This is a genomic window from Arthrobacter sp. PsM3 (assembly GCF_030433895.1).
GTDB lineage: Bacteria > Actinomycetota > Actinomycetes > Actinomycetales > Micrococcaceae > Arthrobacter.
Map to the genome: position 1 here is coordinate 1 of NZ_JARUXE010000059.1, position 16649 is coordinate 16649.

Genomic DNA, 16649 nt, shown 5'->3' on the forward strand with positions numbered 1-16649 from the left:
CGGCCGGCCGCCTCAGGGCGGTGACCGGCCGTCGTCGTTCAATCAGGTGCGCCGTCCGGCGCCCCAGGTCGCGAACTACCAGCCGCGCTCGGCGAGGCGGTGCGGCTGCGGGATTTCGTCCACATTGATGCCGACCATGGCCTCGCCCAGGCCGCGGGAGGCCTTGGCGATCTCGTCGGGGTCGTCGAAGAAGGTGGTGGCCTTCACGACGGCGGCGGCACGCTGGGCCGGGTTGCCGGACTTGAAGATGCCGGAGCCGACGAAGACGCCGTCCGCGCCAAGCTGCATCATCATGGCGGCGTCGGCCGGGGTGGCGATGCCGCCGGCGGTGAACAGCACGACCGGGAGCTTGCCGGTGGTGGCAACTTCCTTGACCAGTTCGTACGGTGCCTGCAGTTCCTTGGCGGCGACGTAGAGCTCATCCTCGGCCATGCCGGCGAGCCGCTTGATCTCCGCACGGATCGAGCGCATGTGCGTGGTGGCGTTGGAGACGTCGCCCGTGCCGGCCTCGCCCTTGGAGCGGATCATGGCCGCGCCCTCGTTGATGCGGCGCAGGGCCTCACCCAGGTTTGTGGCGCCGCAGACGAAGGGAATCGTGAAGTTCCACTTGTCGATGTGGTTGGCGTAGTCGGCCGGGGTCAGGACCTCGGACTCGTCGATGTAGTCCACCCCGAGGGTCTGGATGACCTGGGCCTCGACGAAGTGGCCGATCCGGACCTTCGCCATGACCGGGATGGACACAGCCGCGATGATCGCCTCGATCATGTCCGGATCCGACATCCGGGACACGCCGCCCTGGGCGCGAATGTCGGCGGGAACGCGTTCCAGCGCCATAACTGCCACGGCACCGGCGTCCTCGGCAATGAGGGCCTGCTCGACGTTGACGACGTCCATGATGACGCCGCCCTTGAGCATCTCCGCCATGCCGCGCTTGACGCGGTTGCTGCCCGTAACGCTCTTGGCGGACGCGCCGGCTTCGCTGCTTACATCAGGTGTAGACACAAAAACCCCTATGGGTAGATAGATGACCTCGCCGGAGCGCGGACGGCACACAAATGCCGCTTCGCACACACCGGATTACCGGATCCATTGGCCGGTAAAGCTAATACTAGTCCCCCGCCGCGACCGGGCTGAATTCCGGTTACACGCGCGGGACCCGCCGAAGCTGCGCGCTCAGGCGGCCTGTTCGGTGGCCGTGCCCTCGGTCTCCTCGAGCGACTGCCGGCGCACCGTCATGATGCGCTGAATGACGGTCACGAGGCTCGCAGCAGCAAGCAGGCACAGCGTCACGAAAAGCACCACCGTGGGCAGCCCCAGCCCGGTGAAGCCGGTGACCACCAGCACTGACACGAGCCGTTCGGCGCGCTCGGCGATGCCCACGTTTGCTTCGAAGCCCAGCGCCTCGGCCTTGGCCCGGGCGTAGGACACCACCATGCCCAGGACCAGGCAGACGACGGCGGCGATCGCGATGGGCGTGTCCGCCCCTCCGGTGAAGAACCAGACCGCGACGCCGGCGAACAACGCGCCGTCAGCCACCCGGTCCAGGGTGGAATCCAGGAAGTTGCCCCAGCGGCCGCCGCCCTTTTGCATCCGTGCCATGATGCCGTCGATGACGTCGGAAAAGATGAAAGCGGTGATGAAGAGCGTTCCCCACCAGAGCTGGCCCAGCGGGTAGAACACCAGGGCACCGACCACAACGCCGAGCGTCCCGACGATGGTCACGGCATCCGGGGAGACACCGATCCGCAACAGCCACCGGGCAAGGGGGGTGAACAGGGCGGTGAAGAAACCGCGCGCGTGCCTATTCAGCATCCGTCGCCCCGGCGGTCGCCTGCCCTGAGTCGTTCGCCTGGGGCCAGGCGTCCGCCACCTGCTGGCGGACCTCGCCCAGCGTCTGTGTGATGGCCTTGGTCTGGGCGATAATCGGGAAGAAGTTCCCGTCCCCGCCCCAGCGCGGCACGACGTGCTGGTGCAGGTGCCCGGCGATTCCGGCGCCTCCGGTCACACCCTGGTTCATCCCGAGGTTGAAGCCGGTCGGGTTGGCGACCTTGCGCAGCACCCGCATCGCCGTCTGGGTCAGCTCGGCGAATTCGGCCGTTTCCTCCACGGTGAGGTCCGTGTAGTCGGGGATGTGCCGGTACGGGCAGACCAGCAGGTGGCCCGGGTTGTACGGGAACAGGTTCAGCACCACGTAGCTGGTCCGTCCGCGGTAGACGATCAGTGAATCGTCGTCCTCGCGTTCCGGCGCCACGCAGAACGGGCAGTCGTCCACAGTCTTGAACTGGTGCTGCCCGCCCTTGATGTAGGCCATCCGGTGCGGGGTCCACAGGCGCTGGAACGCATCCGGCACCCCGGCCAGGCCAAAGTCGTCGGTCACGCCGTCGTCCCCCGGATACTCCGGAACGGCCCCTGTGGTTTCCTGCATGCCTGGTTCTTCCCTGTCCGCTAGCTGGTCCGGTTGCGGACGGCGTCCACGATCCGCTGGACGGCCTCGGCCACCGGCACGCCGTTGTCCTGGCTGCCGTCACGGAAGCGGAAGGACACGGCGCCGGCTTCGGCGTCGTCGCCCCCGGCAATCAGCACGAAGGGGATCTTGTCCTTGCTGGCGGTGCGGATCTTCTTCGGGAAACGGTCCGAGGAAATGTCCACCTCGGCGCGGATGCCCGCGGCCTTGAGCTGGCCCACGACATCGAACATGTAGTCGTTGAACGCCTCCGCCACCGGCACGCCGACCACCTGGACGGGAGCCAGCCAGGCCGGGAAAGCGCCGGCGTAGTGCTCGGTCAGGACGCCCATGAAGCGTTCGATCGATCCGAACAGGGCGCGGTGGATCATGACCGGGCGCTGGCGGGTCCCGTCGGCGGCCTGGAACTCCAGTTCGAAGCGCTCGGGCAGGTTGAAGTCCAGCTGGATGGTGGACATCTGCCAGGTCCGGCCGATCGCGTCGCGGGCCTGCACCGAGATCTTCGGACCGTAGAACGCGGCTCCGCCCGGATCCGGGACCAGGTCCAGGCCGGATTCCTCGGCGACCTCGGCGAGGGTCTGGGTGGCTTCCTCCCAGATCTCGTCCGAGCCCACGGACTTTTCCGGGTCCTTGGTGGAGAGCTCCAGGTAGAAATCGTTCAGGCCGTAGTCCTTGAGCAGCGCGAGCACAAAGTTGAGCGTCTTGGTGAGCTCGTCCTTCATCTGATCTCGGGTGCAGTAGATGTGGGCGTCATCCTGGGTCATGCCGCGCACCCGGGTGAGGCCGTGCACGACGCCGGACTTCTCGTAGCGGTAGACGGAGCCGAATTCGAACAGCCGCAGCGGCAGTTCGCGGTAGGACCGGCCCCGGGAGCGGAAGATGAGGTTGTGCATCGGGCAGTTCATCGGCTTCAGGTAATAGTCCTGGCCGGGCTTGCGGACGGTGCCGTCCTCGTTGAGTTCCGCGTCGATGTGCATCGGGGGGAACATGCCCTCCCGGTACCAGTCCAGGTGGCCGGAGACCTCGTAGAGGTGGCCCTTGGTGATGTGCGGGGTGTAGACGAACTCATAGCCTGCCTCGACGTGCCGCTGGCGGGAGTAGTCCTCCATCGCCTTGCGGATGATGCCGCCCTTGGGGTGGAAGACCGGGAGCCCGGAACCCAGCTCGTCCGGGAAGGAGAACAGGTCCAGTTCCGCGCCGAGCTTGCGGTGGTCGCGGCGCTCTGCCTCGGCAATCCGCTCCTGGTAGGCCTTGAGGGCTTCCTTGGTGGGCCAGGCGGTGCCGTAGATGCGCTGCAGCTGTTTGTTCTTCTCGCTGCCGCGCCAGTACGCCGCGGAGGAGCGGGTAAGCGCGAAGGCGTTGGAGATCAGCTTGGTGTTGGGCAGGTGCGGGCCGCGGCACAGGTCGCACCAGACGGTCTTGCCTTCCTTGCGCTCCACGTTGTCGTAGATGCTCAGCTCGCCGCCGCCCACCTCAACGCTGGAGCCGTCGGCGTCGGAGCCGGCGCCTTTGAGGCCGATCAGTTCGAGCTTGTACGGCTCGTCCTTCATCGCCTCGCGGGCCTCGTCCTCGCTGACCACGCGACGGACAAACTTCTGGTTCTGGTTGATGATCTTCTGCATCATCTTTTCCAGGGTCTTCAGGTCCTCCGGCGTGAACGGCTCCTCGACGTCGAAATCGAAGTAGAAGCCGTCGGTGATGTACGGGCCAATGCCCAGCTTGGCGTCGGGGCGCAGCTGCTGCACGGCCTGCGCCATGACGTGGGCGGCGGAGTGGCGCAGGACGTTGAGGCCGTCCGGGGAATCGATGGTGACGCCCTCGATTGTGGCGTCCTCGGGCAGCGGCTGGTCCAGATCCCTCAGCTCGCCGTTGACCCGGGCCACTACGACGTCGCGGCGCTCAAAAAAGAGTTCCGCGCCGGTGGTCCCGGTAGCCACCTTGGTCTCTTCGCCATCGACGAGAAGGGTGATCTGCTGGGCATCTGACACGGGTGTCTCCTATTCAAGGTTAAGGCTTCGTAGCTTGTGGCGTACGGGGACCACAGCCAGCCTCGTCCATGCTATCGGTTTCTGCAGGGGCCAACCAACGCGCCGCTCAGCCGCCCAGCCCGGTGATGGCGAGGTTGCGGCTGATGCCGTCCAGCGGGCCCGGCGGGTCCGGTTCCCGGTCTTCCTGGATTCCGGAGGCCGGGACCGGGAACGGCAGGGTTCCGGTGCGGCTCAGGTCCCAGGCCATGCTGGCGCTGATGCTGATCCCCCTCGGACCGGTCCGCCGGGTGGTCCCCCGGATCAGCAGCAGCCGGGTGCCGAACAGCAGCGGTCCGGCCAGCTCCTGGGCCTCATGGAAGAACACCGAGTCCACACAGCCGGTGCCGTCGTCGATGCTGATGAACACCACGCGGCGGCCTCCCCGCATGGGTGGTGTCTGGGTGGCGACCCGGACTCCGGCGACCAGCACCTCCGTGCCGTTGCGCAGCCCCAGCAGCTTGTCCGCGGTGGTGACGCCGAGCCGGTCCAGCAGCGGCCGGTGGCTGGCCATCAGGTGGTCGCTGACATCCACGGCCATCAGGTCCAGTTCGGCCCGGACGGTGTCCACCAGGGTGGGTGCGGGCAGCCCCGCCTTGAGGTTCTTCAGTTCGACGTCGCCCAGCGGCAGCGACAGTTGCCCCTCGATTACGTCGAGGCCTTTGCGCTGTGGCCGGCTTTGCAGGGTCTGCAGGTGATGCACCAGGTCGGAACGGTTGGCTGTCCCGCCGGCGGCCCGGTGCAGGGAGTCGAAGGCGCCGAGCTGGGCCAGCCGCTGGATGCTCGGTTTGCTCAGCCGGGATCTGGCCCGCAGGTCCGCGAGCGAGTCATAGGGCTGTCCCGCCACGATCCTTTTCAGCTCGGTTCCGGAGAGTCCGTAGATGCCGTTCAGGCTCAGCCGGATGCCCAGCTTGCCGCGGTCCGGGCCGGTGTCCACGCGTTCCACCCGGTACTCGGCGTGGCTCCGGTTGATGTCCAGGGGCAGGATCGGGATGCCGAGCCGGCGGGCCTCGGACACGAGGAGCCGCTTGGGATACATGCCCGGATCGTGCTCCCACAGCCCGGCGAGGAAGGCCTCCGGGTGGTGGGTCTTGAGCCAGGCCGACTGGTAGGTGGGCACGGCAAAGGCGGCGCCGTGGGCTTTGCAGAACCCGAAGCTGCCGAAGGCCTTGAGCGTCCCCCAGACCTTGTCCACCACTGCGGGGCTGTACCCAAGGGCCCTGGCCTCCTTGCGGAAGAATTCCTCCACCTTTCCTTCCAGCACCTCGTTGCCGAGGGCGCGGCGGAATTCGTCGGCCCGTGCCAGCCCGCATCCGGTCATGACGTCGAAGGTCTTCAGGATCTGTTCATGGAAGACGGTGACGCCGTGCGTTTCCTTGAGCACGGGTTTGAGGTCCGGGTGCGGGTAGACCTCGGGGGCGAAGCCATGCCGGTGCTCCAGGAAGGGCCGGACCATGTCCGATTTCATCGGGCCCGGCCGGAAGAGGGAAATGTCGATGATGAGGTCGTTGAATTCCCGGGGGGCGAGTTTGCCGATGAGCTCGCGCTGCCCGGGGGATTCTATCTGGAAGCAGCCCAGGGTGTGGGTGCTGCGGATCAGCTCATAGGTGGGTTCGTCGTCGAGCGGTACGGCGTTGAGGTCGATCAGGCCGTTCTCGGCGATGTAGTCCGGCCCCGCGCCGTCCGGCCCCACCGGGTGGGCCCCCGCTGCCACGACCTCGGCTTTCGAGGGATGCAGGCGGATCACCTCGCGGACGGCGAAGGCCATGGCGCTTTGCATCCGGACGCCGAGGACATCAAGTTTGAGCATGCCCATCGGGTCCATGTCGTGTTTGTCGAACTGGCTCATCGGCAGGCCCAGTCCGCTGGGCTGCACGGGTGTACGGTCCAGCAGGGTGGCGTCCCCCAGGATGACCCCGCAGGGGTGCATGGAGATATGCCGCGGCAGCCGGTCCAACCGCTCGGTCAGGTCAACCAGCAGGTCCAGCTGCTGGTTTTCACCGAAGCCACGCTGCCCCACCCGGCCGGCAAACTCCTTCAGCTCAGGCTTTTCCTCAAGGGCCTCACGGAAGTTCCGGGCCGAGAAACGCCACAGCTGCTTGGCGATGTCTCCGATTTCGCCTTCCTCCATGCCAAGCGCCAGCCCGGCGTCGCGCACGGCACCGCGAGCGCGGTAGCCGTTTTGCATGCTCATCAGCGTGACGCGTTCGGAGCCGAAGCGCTCAAAGATCTTCCGGTATACATTGTGCCGTTCGGCGCTTTCGACGTCGATGTCGATGTCCGGCAGGGTGGCGCGGTCCCGGGAGAGGAAGCGCTCGAAAATCAGATCGTGCTGCAGCGGGTTCACCTGGCTGACGTCGATCAGGTAGTTGACCAGGCTGGAAGCCCCCGATCCGCGGGCCGCCGCCCTTACCCCCATGTCAAGGATCATCCGGGAAACTTCCGCCACGGTCAGGAAGTACGCGGCGAAGCCCAGGCTGTCGATGATCCGCAGCTCGTGGCCCAGCCGCGAACGCAGCTCCTCGGCGGGCTGGCCGGTGATCCCCGGGAACCGCCTGCTGATGCCAGCTTCGCAGCGCTGGGTGAGTTCAACGAGGGCGTCCCCGGCGATGCCGATCACCGAGGCTTCCGGCACTACGGGCTGTTTCCAGCCCATGTCCGTCACCGGATCGATCCGGCAACGGTCCGCGAGCGCCCCGGTCTGCGCCATCAGGCTTTTGAGGTCGGCGGCGCCGTACCCGGCGGAATGCATGATCTCCTTGCCCAGCTGGAGCATCTGGGCCGCGGATTTGAGCCATCCCTGCCCGTTGGGCTGGAGCAGCGGGGCGGCGGAGAGTTCGGGGAGCGATTTCAGGGTGCGGGCGGAATCCAGCACATCCGCGGTGGCGGCACCGTCCTCGGCGACATACCGCACGGCATTGCTCAGGACGGCCGGAACCCCGTGTTCGGCGGCGAGCTTGAGCATCCGCACCGCGTGGGCGGTGCTGAGCGGTTCCCCGGGCGGGCTGAGCTGGCTGACCACCTCGGCGGCGATGGTTCCGGGCGGCATGGTGTCGAGCCAGCGTTTGAACAGGGTGCGCGGGCGCAGGTAGCGCCTTCCGCCCATGGCCCGTCCGACGTCGGAGTCCGGGCCGACCAGAACGGTCAGCACCGGCTTGAGGGTTTCCGGGTGCAGGGTGCGGGAGGCCAGCTCGGCCCGGGTTACGGCTACGGGCACCGCTCCCCCGGACTTGCCTGTGGTGCGGGCATGCGCATCGGAGATCAACCGGCACAGCGCCAGGTAGCCGGCGCCGTTGTTGTGCCCGTGGGCCAGCACGACGACGCGTCCCCCCACCTGGGTGCGGAGGTCGCCGTCGTCGTCAAAGACCGCCAGGTCCACCCCGACGATGGGGTCCAGCCCCGCGGCCATGCAGGCCTTCATGTGCTTGACCGTGCCGTAGAGTCCGTCGCGGTCCGTGCAGGCGAGCGCCGTTGCCCCGTCCGCGGCCGCGGCGTCCGCCAGTTCCTCCGGCCAGGAGGCCCCGTAGTGGGCACTGAAGGCGGTGGAGACGTGGAGATGGGTGAAGCTCATGCTGATTCGGGCTTCCGGACTGGAAGCAGGCCGTCATGGATCCGCAGCAGCCGCCACCGCCCGCTGCCCACATGCCGGGTGAGGTCAAGGGTGAGGAGGCTTTCCAGGTTGGAGGAATCCGCCGGGCGCACCTGGACCCGCCAGATCTCATGGTCCACCAGCCCAGGGCCGCTGCCCAGCGGCGCCCGCTGTTCTTCCGCCCACCATTTGCGGCGCTCGTACCAGCGCACCGGTTCCGCGCAGACGGTGTAGTGGCGGCCGGCCCAGTCGAGCTCCAGCGGCTGGCCGGAAGGTGCGCAGACGACGTCCACCGACTCGCTGAACATGCCCATCGTGCCTCCCGGACCACACCATCTGAATAAACCCTCTGTACTAAAACAGTAGGCAGCTATTCGAACACATATTCGAACAACTCCAGTCTACGACGGTGCCGGGGCAAAACCTAGATCAGGGGTGGACGGACGCAGGCACAGGTAGCAGGATTGAGCCATGAGCTCCCATAACGCACTTCTGAAGCACGTAAGCATCGCCGCCGAGGACACGTCCTTGGTGGCGAAGTTCGATATAGACGGAAATATCCCCGGCCAGGGCGCCTACGTGGTGGGGCTGGTGGCAGCAACTCCGGATCATTCCCACCAGCGACGAATGGGGATCGAGTTCATGAACGGGGAGGCCGTGTCCTTCTATTGCTTCAGCCACGACGGCACGGAGGAGAATTTTGACCTCAAGGGCGTGGAGCACTCCGGCAACACCATCACCGGGCACTTTCCGCTCAGCACGGTCATGGGCCTGGCCAAGGGCCATCTCATGACGGCGTTCAGCGACTGCGACGGCCGCGACTTCCAGGCCAACGTCCCGGTAGAGGAAGCCCTCTAGGCCGCCGGCCCTACGAGCTGGCTTTGTAGACTTCCAGCTCGAGCGTGATGAACGCGTCGATCATTGCCCGGTAGGTCTTCTCCACGAGGTCGACGTCGATGTCCTTCTGTTCCGCGGTGGCGCGGACGTGTTCGATAACGCGCTCCACACGCCCGGGGGCCCGCACCTCGGCACTGTCCGCCTTCAGGGTTCCGGCGATCCGGATCAGGCGCTCGCGGCGGCCGATCAGCGACACGATCTGCTCGTCCACCTCGTCAACAGCAACCCGCACGGCGGCGAGCTGTTCCCGGTCGGCTTTGGCAGCTTTTTCGTCTTGGTGATTTGTGGACATGTCCATGACAGTATCGAAAGATGCAGCCACGAGTCGATCTAATTTCACTGGGTGTCCGCAGCGTCGACGCCTCCCGCCGTTTCTATGTCGATGGCCTGGGCTGGCCCGTGCACCGGGAAGTCCGGGGCGAAGTCCTCTTCATTCAGGCCAATCACGGCCTCATCCTCTCGCTCTGGGACACCGGGCAGATGCAGGCCGAAGCCGCCACCGATCCCCCTACCGCCGGTCCGTCCATCACGCTGAGCCACAACCTCGGCAGCGCCGCGGAAGTCGACTCGGTGATGGCGGAGGCCGATTCCGCCGGAGCCGCCATCGTCGCCGCGCCGAAGACCCAGCCCTGGGGCGGCTACACCGGGTATTTCGCCGACCCGGACGGCTACCGCTGGGAAGTTGCCTTCAATCCCAGCTGGGCGGTCGACGGCGGCGGCAAAGTCACGCTCTGACCCGCGGCCGGCGTGTCCAGACCCAGGGGTTTGCCATACTGGCGTCATGGAGCTCACGGGATGGCTTGGCCCGGAAGAATTCTGGGATCAGTATGACCGCATGGAGGCACTCGTCAGAGAGTCTTCCGCGGAGGTTCCCTGCTATGCGGTCACGCCCTGGTCCGGGCCGGTCGCCCTGGGCGAATGGGACCTTGGAAGCCGGCCGCCAGCGACAGTCGGCCTGGCTCACGGCACAGGCGCAGGTCCCAGCGTGCAGACGTGGACCACAACCCAGGACCCCCGGCTGCTGGTGGGGCCGCGACGGATGGCCAGTGAAGGCCCCCGGGCCGGCGCCAGCGATATCCCCGCCGGCCACGACCCGCTGCCAGCCGGGCCCGGTTCTGCCGGCCCCGGCGAGGAAGTACTCATCCCGGTCGATGGAGAACACGTGCCATTCGCGCTTTGGCGTTCCGCAGGTCGCTGGTGGGCTGCCGCTCACCACGGCGGCTTCGCGCTGATTATGGAGGGGACCGGGGTGCAGCCGGAGACGATCGCCCTTCATAGGATCGCGGACATCGAACCATATCTGCACGGCCGGCGCGCCCAACTCAGGGCCCTGCGCGGGGAGACGTAGATTCGCGGCTTGTTCGACTCCCGCTCTCTCGGCTGATCAGCTCAGCCCCAGTGCCGTCACCCCACAATGCAGTCACCCCACAATGCCGCACCACGTGTGACCTAGGGCACAACGACCCTATTGAGGTGTTCGGTCGCGCGGCTAACGTGACTGGAGTACACGGCGGCACGCCTATTCGAGCCGGTGTGCCAGGAAGCAGCGGTGGTGCCGGCGTATGTCGGCGGCACCACGCAGCATCCGCAACAACGGGCGAACATTCCCGCAGGGTCCGATCCGCAGCGACGTCGGGCCCGGGGCGATGGCGCGGCCGGGGACTCCCGTACCACCAAGGATGACCGCCCGTTTCATCCGCTCACCCCAAACGCGGCGCTGTCTCCCTGCGCGATTAGCCCAGGCTAGAACAGGCTCCCCACCGGCTGGATGAGTTCCGGGGAGTCGTTTCTTACATTCCCGACGGCGGTGCCGACGGCGTCGATCGTCCAGCCCTCCGCAACGTCATGCGCCCCGGACCGGACCAGGTCCACGAGTCCGGCGGCATCCTCTGCCTGCGGGTCCAGCCACGCCTGCATCGTCCCGCGGTCCATCGGCAGCGGCACCCGGTCGTGCAGGGCCGTGAGTTCGGCCAGCATTCCCCCGGCGTAGCCCTCCGGCGGCGAGTCGGTGGTCATGATCGACGTCGAGAGCAGCCAGCGATCCGGGTCGCCCTCGGCCTTGGACGGGTCTTTCCACCATTCGTAGAGTCCGGCGAAGACAATCGGGTGGCCGTCCCTTGGGTGCACGTAATAGGGCTGTTTGCCGCGGCCCTCACCCTTCCACTCGTAGTAGCCATCGGCCGGGACGGCGCAGCGCCGGGACCGGGTGGCCTTCCGGAACGCCGGCTTCTCCAGCACACTCTCGCTGCGGGCATTGATCATCTTCGAACCGATCCCCGGATCCTTGGCCCAGGAGGGCACCAGACCCCACCGGGCAATATGGAGCTGGCGGACCGGTTCCCCGTCCACCAGCCTTTCCAGCAGGATTGGCACGTCCGCCGTCGGCGCCACGTTCCACGACGGCGGAATCGCAGCCTCGTCCTCAAGTTCGGCGTCAAACTCGGCCAGCAGGTCTCCGACGGCCCGGGCCATCACGTAGCGTCCACACATGGCACCAGCATGCCACCGTGCCCAACCCCTGTCATCCGGTGAGCTGTCGTTATGGTGTGGTCGGGTGGTCCCGTGGCCGTTGCAGGGCCGCGGCTGCCCAGGGGAGGCGGGTATGGATTTGGTTGCTGTGCCGGGACCAGGTTGACAGCCAGGCCCTGACTTCATTCGGCGTCGGGCACGCCGTCCACTGACCCTTCAGCTGACTTCAGCTTCCGGCGTCTGCGCCGGCGCCAGACGACCACCAGGCCAAGCACGACGACGGGGACCAGCACCCAGCCGCCGATGTCGAGAGCGTCACCGATGGCTTGGGCCAGCGCCCCGGCCAGATAGGCGAGAACACTGAGGCTCGCGACCCAGGCAATGGACCCAGTGATGTTCCACAGCAGGAACTTAGGCCACGGCATCTTGGCAGCTCCCGCGGCAATGGCGCCCCAGAGCCGGACGACAATGACCCAGCGGCCGAAGAACAAGGCTGTGCCGCCGTGCCGATCGAAGAACGACTCCAGTTGGGCGATGCGTTTCTCGTCGGCGTGGAAGCGCTGTGCAAGTCGCAGCATCAGGGGACGGCCTCCCACCCGCCCAAGTACGTAGCCAATGGTGCTCCCGAGCATGGCGCCCAGGCTGCCGACCGCGATAACGGCAGCAAGGTTCAGATCTCCGTGGCGCGCCGAGGCGTAGGCCCCAAGCAGTACGGCCACGGCGGGAAGCGGAACACCGGCGCACTGGGCCAGCACAATCACGAAGACGCCGAAGTAATACCCCCATTCGTCCGCAATCCCGGCTTCCGCGGCGACGAAGCCTGCCCAGCCGAGCGCCATGAAGCGGAGGGCAACAAATCCGGTCATCGCTCACACCTCACTCCGCTGCTCCGCCGTAGTTCAGAATGACGGTCCCCGCGCTGCCCGCGTTTGTTCTGCGGTCGTGACCCCCGCGACAGCACCGGGATGGCCCTTGTCTACCCTTGTGGCCCGGGCCACGTCAAGAGCACACTGCGGTCACAGCCCGGCCCGGCGCCGCCACCGGCCGGGACACCCGACAGGCGCGCCACCATCTGTTGACAACATCATTGAGATTCGTGTGGGTGCAGTCGCCGCATACGCCGGTCCCATAGACTCCGTGCATGGCAAAGACAGCGACCGTGGTGCTGATGTGTGGAGTGCCCGGCTCGGGCAAGACCAGCTATGCGAAGCAGCTCGAACGGACCGGGTACGTCCGTCTCTCCGTTGACGAGGAAATGTGGCGTCTGGACCAGGAGCTTGCGGCCAGCTTCGGCACCCCGGCGTACTTTGAATTCACGGTCGCGGTGGAACGGCAGGTGCGGGCCCGGCTCGTGGACTTAATGGCAGCGGGCCGTGACGTCGTTGTTGATCTTTCCTTCTGGTCACGCCAGCGGCGCGAGGAATACAAGGCGCTCATCACCGCCCACGGCGCCGCCTGGCAACTCGTGTACCTGGACGTGCCCCGGAACGAACTGCTCCGGCGTCTTGCGCTGCGCCGGCTTGAGCCGGGACCGAACTCAGCGCCGGTGGGACCGGACTACCTGGACAAGTTTCTAGCCGGCTTCGAAGCCCCTGCGGATGAGGGCGAGACCATCGTCCGCCTGTAACCGCACCCGCTGTGCGGGAATAGCGGCCTGCGGGTTACGGTTATTGGCAATGACGTACGACTTTTTGTCGGCAACCGGCGCTGCCACCCAGCGCCGTCAAACAGCTTGAAGGAGAACTTCGTGGACTTCACCCCCGAATCCGGCACCATCACCATGTTTTCGACCACTTGGTGCGGCTACTGCAACCGTCTGAAGAAGCAGCTGGATGCCCAGGGCATCGGGTACACCGAGATCAACATCGAAGAAGTTGAAGGCACCGCAGATCTCGTGGAGAAGCTCAACGGAGGAAACCGCACCGTGCCCACCGTGCTGTTCCCGGACGGCACCGCGGCCACCAATCCCTCCGCGGCAGAGGTCAAGAGCCGCCTCGCGGCCTAAGGCAATTCCTTTTTCCCGATGATGACGACGGCGCGGCCACCCCGGTGGCGGCGCCGCGTTGCGTTGTGCGACAGAAGTTTGCCTGAGAAGTTTGTGACAACCAGTTTTGCGGCTGAAGCCGCGACAAGAGCAGAGGAGCTATTTCCATGGTCCATAGAGTCAAAGGCGCAGTAGTCCGCTCCAAGGGAGCACCCGTCACCCTGGAGACCATTCTGGTCCCGGATCCCGGGCCCGGCGAGGCCCTGGTGGACATTCTCACCTGCGGTGTCTGCCACACTGACCTGCACTACAAGCAGGGCGCCATCAACGACGATTTCCCGTTCCTGCTCGGACACGAGGCCACCGGCGTCGTCAGTGCAGTGGGTCCGGACGTCACGCAGGTGGCCCCCGGCGACCGCGTGGTGCTGAACTGGCGCGCCGTCTGCGGCGAGTGCCGTGCCTGCGCCAAAGGCCAGCCGCAGTACTGCTTCAACACCCACAACGCCGTCCAGAAGATGACGCTGGAGGACGGCACGGAACTCTCGGCTGCCCTGGGCATCGGCGCGTTCGCCGAGAAAACCCTCGTCGCCGCCGGCCAGTGCACCAAAGTGGACCCCGACGCCGATCCCGCCGCCGTCGGCCTGCTTGGCTGCGGCGTGATGGCAGGCATCGGCGCGGCCATCAACACCGGAAACGTCAAGCGCGGCGATTCCGTCGCCGTCATCGGCTGCGGCGGCGTCGGCGTGGCTGCTGTTGCCGGCGCCGCGCTCGCCGGTGCCACCACCGTGATCGCCGTCGACATTGACCCGAAAAAGCTCGAACGCGCCAAGGACCTCGGCGCCACGCACACCGTCGATTCCTCCGCCGTCGACCCGGTCGAGGCCATCCGCGAACTGACTGGAGGCTTCGGAGCCGACGTCGTGATCGACGCCGTCGGGCGCCCGGAGACGTACAAGCAGGCGTTCTACGCCCGCGACCTCGCCGGCACTGTGGTCCTGGTCGGCGTTCCCAGCCCCGAGATGACCCTGGAACTGCCGCTGCTGGACGTGTTCGGCCGCGGCGGCTCGCTCAAGTCCTCGTGGTACGGCGACTGCCTTCCCTCGCGCGACTTCCCGATGCTGATCGACCTCTACCGGCAGGGCAAGCTGGACCTGGACGCCTTCGTCACGGAGCGGATCACGATCGACCAGATCGAGGAAGCCTTCGACAAGATGCACTCCGGCGCCGTGCTGCGCTCGGTCGTGGAACTGTGAGCGGCGGTCCGGTGAACGGTCTGCGGATCGACCGGCTGGTCACCTCGGGCACGTTCTCGCTCGACGGCGGCACCTGGGACGTCGACAACAATGTCTGGATCGTGGGCAACGATGCGGAATGCATCGTGATCGATCCGGCGCACAACGCCGCCGCGGTCGAGGCCGCCGTCGCCGGCCGGACAGTGAAGGCGATCCTGCTGACCCACGGCCACGACGACCACATCGCGGCCGTCGGCGAGTTCCACACGCGGGTCAATGCCCCGGTGTACCTGAACCGCGAGGACTGGATGCTCTGGGAGCGCGTGTTCCCGGGCACCGAGCCGGACCACGCGATCCAGGACGGGGACACCTTCGACGTCGCCGGCGCACGGCTCGTGGCGCTGCACACGCCGGGACATTCGCCCGGCTCCATGTGCTTCTCGCTGGCCGGCGAGGGCACCGTCTTCAGCGGCGACACCCTGTTCCAGGGCGGTCCGGGGGCCACCGGACGGTCCTACAGTGACTTCCCCACCATCATCGAGTCCATCAAAACCCGGCTGCTGACGCTCCCGGCGGACACCGTGGTGCGCACCGGTCACGGGGATCCGACGACGGTCGGCGCCGAAGCGCCGCAGCTTCAGGAATGGATCGCACGCGGCCACTAGGCAGCAGGCTTCACAACCAATCCATGAAGAAGGCCGGGAACCGCTGGTTCCCGGCCTTCTTCACGCCTGCTGCCGGTCCCCGCCGAGCAGGCTGCCGAAGTCCCCGAAGTTCAGGGCGGCGTAGCGGGCGTAGCTGCCGATTACTGCCGCTTCGATGGCGTCCACGTCCAGGTGCGGGACCAGGTCGTTGACGGCGCCTGCCGTGGCCGGGTCCCAGTCCAGGCCCAGGGCGGCATAGCTGGCCTCCAGCACCGCGCGGATCGGGGCGGAGTTCTCCACCACGATGACCGAGCTGAACAGCCAGCCGCCGGCCACCACCCGCTGGGCGGTGCCGATGAGTTTGAGCCGGTGCTGCGGAAACTCCGGGTCCTGGCCGTGGACGCTGAATTCCCCGGGGCAGTACTCTCCCGGGATCTCCCCCACCGCGGCGTCAACGCCGGCGCTCCGCAGCGCGTGGGCCAGCAGCTCGCCGAAGAAGGAGAAGCGCCGCTTGGCCCCGGCGATCGCATCCGGGTCCGGTTCCAGGTGATCGATCACGAGCGTCCCCTCGTGATAGGCAGCGGCACGTCCCCCGGCCTTGCGGATCAGCGGTTCGAAGCCTAGCCCGCGGCAGGCCTGCGCTGCGGCGTCGAAACCCGGCAGGTGCGTGTCGCGCTGCCCGAAGGCCACGGTGGGCGCCGGGCGGTAGAGCCGGAGCATGGGCCCCACCCCGCCGGTTTTGACCTTCCGCAGCAGCTCGAGGGCGAGGTCCAGATCCGTGGCGGCACCAAGGGATGCGTCCTGCCGGAAAATCGTCAGTATCCGGGGTGCGCCCGCGGCCTCCGGCATCTTGTTATGCTCCCTTATGGTCATCTTGCAGTTCCTCGTCGTAGCCGCCGCGTTCGCCGTCATCGATTCCGTCTGGCTCAAGTCGATGAGCAAGTTTTACCGGAGCCATCTGGGGCACCTCATGGCGGACAAACCCAATCTAGGGTACGCCGTCGCCTTCTACGTCCTGTACATCGCCGGGATCGTCTTCTTCGCCCTCCAGCCCGCGCTCCATGGCGGCAGCTGGCTCATGGCGCTCGGTTACGGCGCCGCGCTGGGCACCTTCGCCTACGCCACCTACGACCTCACCAACGCCGCCACCCTGAAGAACTGGCCGCTCGTCATCGTGGTGGCGGACATCGCCTGGGGCGCGGTGCTGACCGGCCTGGCCACCGTGGTCGGCTGGCTTGTCTTCCACTAGCCCGACGTCCACCAGCCTGACGTCCACCAGCCCCGGGGGGGGGGGGGGGCCCGCACTGCACGGGGCCGCCGCGGCGGCGGCCGGCGTCGTGGCCAGA

At 66.9% G+C, this 16649-nt stretch carries 18 protein-coding genes; 8 read left to right on the forward strand and 10 right to left on the reverse strand.

The genetic code is table 11. The features are described from left to right. Window positions 1-75: 75 nt before the first annotated feature. The 6 genes from pdxS to QCD75_RS20160 form a co-directional block, all read right to left on the reverse strand. A complete protein-coding gene (gene pdxS, locus QCD75_RS20135; RefSeq protein WP_301231242.1) occupies window positions 76-1002 on the reverse strand; it encodes a pyridoxal 5'-phosphate synthase lyase subunit PdxS in 927 nt (308 codons plus the stop codon). A gap of 171 nt (window positions 1003-1173) precedes the next feature. After that, on the reverse strand, window positions 1174-1812 hold the full coding sequence (pgsA, locus tag QCD75_RS20140) for a phosphatidylinositol phosphate synthase (protein WP_301231243.1): 639 nt from the start codon (window positions 1810-1812) through the stop codon (window positions 1174-1176). Next, window positions 1802-2425 carry an HIT family protein gene (locus QCD75_RS20145; protein WP_301231244.1) on the reverse strand — a complete coding sequence of 208 codons (624 nt, stop codon included), beginning with the start codon at window positions 2423-2425 and terminating at the stop codon, window positions 1802-1804. Before QCD75_RS20145 ends, pgsA begins: the two co-directional genes overlap by 11 nt. Window positions 2426-2445: 20 nt before the next feature. Next, complete coding sequence (gene thrS, locus QCD75_RS20150; protein ID WP_301231245.1) at window positions 2446-4452, reverse strand: threonine--tRNA ligase; 2007 nt, start codon at window positions 4450-4452, stop codon at window positions 2446-2448. Window positions 4453-4558: 106 nt separating this feature from the next. Then, a complete protein-coding gene (locus tag QCD75_RS20155; protein ID WP_301231246.1) occupies window positions 4559-8059 on the reverse strand; it encodes a DNA polymerase III subunit alpha in 3501 nt (1166 codons plus the stop codon). After that, complete coding sequence (locus tag QCD75_RS20160; protein ID WP_301231248.1) at window positions 8056-8391, reverse strand: DUF6504 family protein; 336 nt, start codon at window positions 8389-8391, stop codon at window positions 8056-8058. Before QCD75_RS20160 ends, QCD75_RS20155 begins: the two co-directional genes overlap by 4 nt. 157 nt (window positions 8392-8548) lie before the next feature. On the opposite strand from QCD75_RS20160, the gene QCD75_RS20165 reads away from it, so the two are divergent. Then, window positions 8549-8935 (forward strand): hypothetical protein, encoded by a 387-nt coding sequence (locus QCD75_RS20165; RefSeq protein ID WP_301231249.1) that lies wholly within the window; start codon window positions 8549-8551, stop codon window positions 8933-8935. A 10-nt stretch (window positions 8936-8945) separates the two neighbouring features. Here QCD75_RS20165 and QCD75_RS20170 read toward each other — a convergent pair whose 3' ends face one another. Beyond that, complete coding sequence (locus tag QCD75_RS20170) at window positions 8946-9272, reverse strand: chorismate mutase (RefSeq protein WP_301231250.1); 327 nt, start codon at window positions 9270-9272, stop codon at window positions 8946-8948. A 14-nt stretch (window positions 9273-9286) separates the two neighbouring features. Here QCD75_RS20170 and QCD75_RS20175 point away from each other — a divergent pair, with 14 nt between their 5' ends. Together QCD75_RS20175 and QCD75_RS20180 are read left to right on the forward strand one after the other, a co-directional pair. Beyond that, window positions 9287-9709 carry a VOC family protein gene (locus QCD75_RS20175; RefSeq protein WP_301231252.1) on the forward strand — a complete coding sequence of 141 codons (423 nt, stop codon included), beginning with the start codon at window positions 9287-9289 and terminating at the stop codon, window positions 9707-9709. 46 nt (window positions 9710-9755) lie between these two features. Beyond that, window positions 9756-10322: a hypothetical protein gene (locus tag QCD75_RS20180; protein WP_301231253.1), complete on the forward strand. Its 567-nt coding sequence runs from the start codon at window positions 9756-9758 to the stop codon at window positions 10320-10322. A gap of 395 nt (window positions 10323-10717) precedes the next feature. Here the strand turns inward: QCD75_RS20180 and QCD75_RS20185 are convergent, their stop codons facing one another. Together QCD75_RS20185 and QCD75_RS20190 are read right to left on the reverse strand one after the other, a co-directional pair. Next, a complete protein-coding gene (locus QCD75_RS20185; protein WP_301231254.1) occupies window positions 10718-11464 on the reverse strand; it encodes an SOS response-associated peptidase in 747 nt (248 codons plus the stop codon). A gap of 161 nt (window positions 11465-11625) precedes the next feature. After that, window positions 11626-12309, reverse strand: coding sequence for a DedA family protein (locus QCD75_RS20190; RefSeq protein WP_301231256.1), 684 nt, complete (start codon window positions 12307-12309; stop codon window positions 11626-11628). A 275-nt stretch (window positions 12310-12584) separates the two neighbouring features. On the opposite strand from QCD75_RS20190, the gene QCD75_RS20195 reads away from it, so the two are divergent. The 4 genes from QCD75_RS20195 (at window position 12585) to QCD75_RS20210 (ending at window position 15324) form a co-directional block, all read left to right on the forward strand. Continuing rightward, window positions 12585-13070: an AAA family ATPase gene (locus QCD75_RS20195; protein WP_301231257.1), complete on the forward strand. Its 486-nt coding sequence runs from the start codon at window positions 12585-12587 to the stop codon at window positions 13068-13070. Window positions 13071-13190: 120 nt separating this feature from the next. Continuing rightward, window positions 13191-13448, forward strand: a complete 258-nt coding sequence (locus QCD75_RS20200; protein ID WP_024367105.1) for a mycoredoxin — start codon at window positions 13191-13193, stop codon at window positions 13446-13448. A gap of 146 nt (window positions 13449-13594) precedes the next feature. After that, window positions 13595-14680 (forward strand): S-(hydroxymethyl)mycothiol dehydrogenase, encoded by a 1086-nt coding sequence (locus QCD75_RS20205; protein ID WP_301231259.1) that lies wholly within the window; start codon window positions 13595-13597, stop codon window positions 14678-14680. Then, window positions 14677-15324: an MBL fold metallo-hydrolase gene (locus QCD75_RS20210; RefSeq protein WP_301231261.1), complete on the forward strand. Its 648-nt coding sequence runs from the start codon at window positions 14677-14679 to the stop codon at window positions 15322-15324. Before QCD75_RS20205 ends, QCD75_RS20210 begins: the two co-directional genes overlap by 4 nt. Window positions 15325-15384: 60 nt before the next feature. Here QCD75_RS20210 and QCD75_RS20215 read toward each other — a convergent pair whose 3' ends face one another. Continuing rightward, entirely contained in the window at window positions 15385-16152 is a 768-nt protein-coding gene (locus QCD75_RS20215; RefSeq protein WP_301231263.1) for a lipoate--protein ligase family protein, read from the reverse strand. 16 nt (window positions 16153-16168) lie between these two features. Here QCD75_RS20215 and QCD75_RS20220 point away from each other — a divergent pair, with 16 nt between their 5' ends. After that, on the forward strand, window positions 16169-16552 hold the full coding sequence (locus QCD75_RS20220) for a DUF2177 family protein (protein ID WP_301231262.1): 384 nt from the start codon (window positions 16169-16171) through the stop codon (window positions 16550-16552). Window positions 16553-16649 lie beyond the last annotated feature (97 nt).

Excerpts from the sequence above, each read along its gene's own strand:
- QCD75_RS20205 (WP_301231259.1), top strand. The coding sequence starts at position 13,595 with ATGGTCCATAGAGTCAAAGGCGCAGTAGTCCGCTCCAAGGGAGCACCC.
- QCD75_RS20180 (WP_301231253.1), top strand. The coding sequence starts at position 9,756 with ATGGAGCTCACGGGATGGCTTGGCCCGGAAGAATTCTGGGATCAGTAT.
- QCD75_RS20220 (WP_301231262.1), top strand. The coding sequence starts at position 16,169 with ATGGTCATCTTGCAGTTCCTCGTCGTAGCCGCCGCGTTCGCCGTCATC.
- pgsA (WP_301231243.1), bottom strand. The coding sequence starts at position 1,812 with ATGCTGAATAGGCACGCGCGCGGTTTCTTCACCGCCCTGTTCACCCCC.
- QCD75_RS20185 (WP_301231254.1), bottom strand. The coding sequence starts at position 11,464 with ATGTGTGGACGCTACGTGATGGCCCGGGCCGTCGGAGACCTGCTGGCC.
- QCD75_RS20160 (WP_301231248.1), bottom strand. The coding sequence starts at position 8,391 with ATGGGCATGTTCAGCGAGTCGGTGGACGTCGTCTGCGCACCTTCCGGC.
- QCD75_RS20155 (WP_301231246.1), bottom strand. The coding sequence starts at position 8,059 with ATGAGCTTCACCCATCTCCACGTCTCCACCGCCTTCAGTGCCCACTAC.
- QCD75_RS20195 (WP_301231257.1), top strand. The coding sequence starts at position 12,585 with ATGGCAAAGACAGCGACCGTGGTGCTGATGTGTGGAGTGCCCGGCTCG.
- QCD75_RS20165 (WP_301231249.1), top strand. The coding sequence starts at position 8,549 with ATGAGCTCCCATAACGCACTTCTGAAGCACGTAAGCATCGCCGCCGAG.
- QCD75_RS20190 (WP_301231256.1), bottom strand. The coding sequence starts at position 12,309 with ATGACCGGATTTGTTGCCCTCCGCTTCATGGCGCTCGGCTGGGCAGGC.
- QCD75_RS20145 (WP_301231244.1), bottom strand. The coding sequence starts at position 2,425 with ATGCAGGAAACCACAGGGGCCGTTCCGGAGTATCCGGGGGACGACGGC.
- QCD75_RS20215 (WP_301231263.1), bottom strand. The coding sequence starts at position 16,152 with ATGCCGGAGGCCGCGGGCGCACCCCGGATACTGACGATTTTCCGGCAG.
- QCD75_RS20170 (WP_301231250.1), bottom strand. The coding sequence starts at position 9,272 with ATGGACATGTCCACAAATCACCAAGACGAAAAAGCTGCCAAAGCCGAC.
- QCD75_RS20175 (WP_301231252.1), top strand. The coding sequence starts at position 9,287 with ATGCAGCCACGAGTCGATCTAATTTCACTGGGTGTCCGCAGCGTCGAC.